The organism is Streptomyces sp. NPDC102360 (assembly GCF_044766085.1).
GTDB lineage: Bacteria > Actinomycetota > Actinomycetes > Streptomycetales > Streptomycetaceae > Streptomyces.
On record NZ_JBIWLG010000030.1, the window covers coordinates 1 to 3699 of the forward strand.

At 70.0% G+C, this 3699-nt stretch carries 3 protein-coding genes; 2 read left to right on the forward strand and 1 reads right to left on the reverse strand.

Annotated elements, in window-relative coordinates; genetic code table 11:
• Nucleotides 1–35 precede the first annotated feature (35 nt).
• Entirely contained in the window at nt 36–545 is a 510-nt protein-coding gene (locus ACIRHA_RS43105; protein WP_403857711.1) for a flavin reductase family protein, read from the reverse strand.
• A 387-nt stretch (nt 546–932) separates the two neighbouring features.
• On the opposite strand from ACIRHA_RS43105, the gene cdgB reads away from it, so the two are divergent.
• On the forward strand, nt 933–2630 hold the full coding sequence (gene cdgB, locus ACIRHA_RS43110; RefSeq protein ID WP_403857714.1) for a diguanylate cyclase CdgB: 1698 nt from the start codon (nt 933–935) through the stop codon (nt 2628–2630).
• Nucleotides 2631–2741: 111 nt separating this feature from the next.
• Complete coding sequence (locus ACIRHA_RS43115) at nt 2742–3698, forward strand: carbohydrate-binding protein (RefSeq protein ID WP_403857717.1); 957 nt, start codon at nt 2742–2744, stop codon at nt 3696–3698.
• The last annotated feature ends 1 nt before the right edge of the window (nt 3699 follow it).

Consider the following 3699-nt stretch of genomic DNA (forward strand, 5'->3'; position numbering starts at 1 on the left):
CCGGACCGTGCTTGAGGGAAGCCGGAGTCGAAGGGTCAGCCGAGGTGGCGGTAGCGGCCGCGGAAGTACAGGAGCGGGCCGCCCTCCGCGCTCGGCAGGGAAGCCGACAGGACCCGGCCGATGACCAACGTGTGGTCGCCCGCGACGACCGTGTTCTCCGTCCGGCACTCCAGCGTCGCCAACGCCCCACCCACCAGCGGCGCCCCCGTGTGCTCGCCGCGTACGTACGGGATGTCCTGGAACAGGAGCCGGTCGCTGAGCCGGCCCTTCATGGCGAAGCGGCCGGCGATGTGGCTCTGGGACTCCGAGAGGACCGAGACCGCCCACAGCGGCTGCTCGTCCAGGAGGTCGTCCATACGGGAGCTGTTGCGCAGCGACACCATCACCAGGGGCGGGTCGAGGGAGACGGACATGAAGGCCGTCGCCGTCATGCCCGCGTCCTCGCCGACCGGCCCGTCGGGGTCGAGCTGCGGCTCGTGCGAGGTCAGCAGGACGACACCTGCGGCAAGGCGGGACAGGGCGGCGCGGAACTCGTCGGTGCTCACCCCCTCAGCATGCCCGGAGGGGGCCGGTGGGACCGATGGGGCCGTAGGGGAGGGGACCGAATTGGCGGGGGACGTCTTCAACACGACTTCAACGCTAGCTCCGCCCCCACGCGCCCCGCATCGGGCCGATGGCCGAGGCCGGTCCTAGGACCATGGGCGCGGTTCGTGTTCAGGAAACGCACAGAACCCGTCCGGTAATGAGCGCCAATCCTTCATCTCCTGCTGTGACTTGAGTCACAGGGGCCATAATTTGTTGACCCTGTGTACCGGGTGCACAGCTCGCTGTGATTCAGTGGCGTCGACACTGCTGATGAACGTGCCGCTGCACGTGCGAAGCGAACCGATCCGAATTCTGGAGTGCTGTCGAGGTCTCGGGGAGAACTGAGCATGGAGACCGAGTCGGAGCCGTACGTCCGTCTTGCGACCCTGCGTCAGCTGCACGAGGTGATGGCGGACATGAACACCGCCCGCAGTCTGGCCGACACTCTGCAGACCGTCGCGGACGGAGTCGTGAGCGGGCTCGGCTACGAGCTGGCGTGCGTGAACCTCGTACGTCCCGACGGTGATCTGGTCGTCGCCGCCTTCGCGGGCAACTCCGCGGCCGAGGCCCTGATCACCGGGCGCGTGGGCTCCCGCCCCGCCTGGGACCGCCGCCTCGCCATGGGACTGAAGTGGGGCGAGCTGCGCTTCATACCGCACACCGAGGGCTGGGTGCTCGACGAGGACGATGTGCCGCAGTGGTTCACCGCGGGACCGCCGCCCCGTTTCGAGGACGAGTGGCACCCCGCCGACCGCCTCTTCGCCCCCATGTACTCGACGGGGACCTCCGGCGGCGAACTCCTCGGCGTGATCTCCGTCGACCGCCCGCGCAACGGACGCATCCCCGGCGCCTGGGGCCGCGAGGCCCTGCAGATGTACGCCTTCCAGGCCGCCATCGCGATCAGCAACGCACGCCTTCGGTCCAACATGCAGCGCGCCCTGGTCCGCCTGGAGCGCGAGCAGCAGGCGCTGCGGGCCAGTGAGGAAAGCTTCCGGCAGGCCTTCGAGTACGCCCCCTCCGGGATGGCGATCGCCGAGATGGGCGGCGACCAGCACGGCCGGATCCTGCGGACCAACGACGCGCTGTGCCGCCTCCTCGGCCGCCCTGCATCGGCCATGCGCCGCTACTCGTTCTCCGACCTCGTGCATCCGGAGGACATCGGCACGCTGCTGCGCACCTCCGCCGAGGGCGGCCGCGCGGAGCTGCGCCTCGCCCGCCGCGACGGCACGTACGTCTGGGTGTCCCTGCGGAACTCGGTGGTCGCCGACGCCGCCGACGGGCCGCGCTTCCTGCTCACCCACGTCGAGGACATCGAGGAGCGCAAGCGCCGCGAGCTGCACCTCGCCCACCGCGCCTCGCACGACTCGCTCACCGGCCTGCCGAACTCGGCGGAGCTGCGCTCCCGCCTCTCCGCCCGCCTGTGCCGCCGCCCCCAGGAGCCGGGCCCCAGCGCCATCGACTCCCTCGACGCGGCCTACGGCGACCACCGGGGCGCCGCCGCGGGCGAGGACGCGACCGGGATCGGCTACGACTTCGGGGCCCCCGTCCCGCACCAGTCGAATCTCTACGAGGGGTTCGACGGCTTCGACCACCATGTACACGTCGCCGCACCCGAGCCCGACGGGGTCTCCGGAGCCGACAACGGCACGAAGGGGCTCGCCGTCCTCTTCTGCGACCTCGACGGCTTCAAGTCGATCAACGACAGGTTCGGGCACAACGCGGGCGACGCCGTCCTCATCGAGGTCGCCCGCCGGCTGACCAGCGTCGTACGGGACGGGGACACGGTCGCCCGGCTCGGCGGTGACGAGTTCGTGGTGCTCGCCGACGGCCTCGGCCGCGAGGACGCCCAGGACCTCGCCGTCAGGTTGCGGAACGCCATCATTCCGCCGATTCGAGTGGATGGCAGGGCGGTCCGGGTAGGGGCCAGTTTCGGCATCGGCTGGGCCCACTGCGGTATGACGGCCGAGGAAGTGCTGCAATCCGCTGACCAGCGCATGTACGTAGAGAAAAGATCACGTAGTAAGCAGCACAGGCGGGCCGGATAGCCCCTACATTGGGCGCGGTTCCGCGGTCCCGGTGAGGTCAAGGCCACGCAGTGGGGTCACTCGCAGCGGGTACCCTCGCCGAGGTAAGCAACGTGTAGGGAGTGATCTGGGATGGCGCCCGGCAACAACAGCGGGAGCACCACACCCGAGGACGACGATCCGTTCGGCTATCTGTACGCCGACGGGCAGGCGGCAGGGGCGACCCCGCCCGAGGGCGCGGGCGGTGGCTACGGCTACCCGAACCCGCGGTCCTCCTACCGGGCCAATCAGATCCGCACGGTCGGCGAGCGCCAGTACGGGCAGCAGTACGGCCAGCAGTACGGGCAGACCCAGCCGACCCAGGCGTACCAGCAGCCGAACGCGCACTACCAGGCTCCCGAGACGATGCCCGGCGGCGGCGTGCCCAGCCAGCCGGGCCCGCCGACGGCGCCCATGCGCGGTGGCGGCCGGGGCCGCGGCCCCAACACGAAGGCGCTCCTGATCGGTGCGGTCGCCGTGGTCGCGGCCGTCGTCATCGGCATCGGCGTCGCCATGCTCAGCAACGACTCGGGCGACGACAAGGGCGAGGCCGGCGGCAAGGCGTCCGACGGCTCGCAGTCGGTGCAGCCGAGCGAGAAGCCCTCGAAGTCGGCGTCCGCGGCGCCGGTCGACCTGCCCAAGACCGACGCGAAGACGCTGAAGCTGGCGGGTGGCACGGCCACCGCGTCGGACGTGCAGGGCGCGAAGGCGGACGGCGGGGTGTACGTCACCGGGTTCAACAAGGTGGGCGCGAGCGTCACCTGGACGGTCAGCGACATCCCGAAGGACGGCGCGTACAAGCTGCATGTCGACTACGGGGTGCCGGGCAAGGACTCCGACGCGACGATCAACGTGAACGGTACGAAGCAGGATCGCCCGCTGAACATGAAGAACTTCGCCGGCGCCAAGGAAGGTGACTGGGAGAAGGGCTGGACGAACACGTGGGCCATCGTTCAGCTCACCAAGGGGACCAATGCGATTACGGTCTCCTGTGAGCAGGGCAACAAATGCGACGCCAACTTCGACCGCATGTGGCTCACCCGGGGCTGAC

What these genes read in the sequence shown, in the direction of transcription:
- cdgB (WP_403857714.1), top strand. Translation starts at nt 933, where the DNA reads ATGGAGACCGAGTCGGAGCCGTACGTCCGTCTTGCGACCCTGCGTCAG.
- ACIRHA_RS43115 (WP_403857717.1), top strand. Translation starts at nt 2,742, where the DNA reads ATGGCGCCCGGCAACAACAGCGGGAGCACCACACCCGAGGACGACGAT.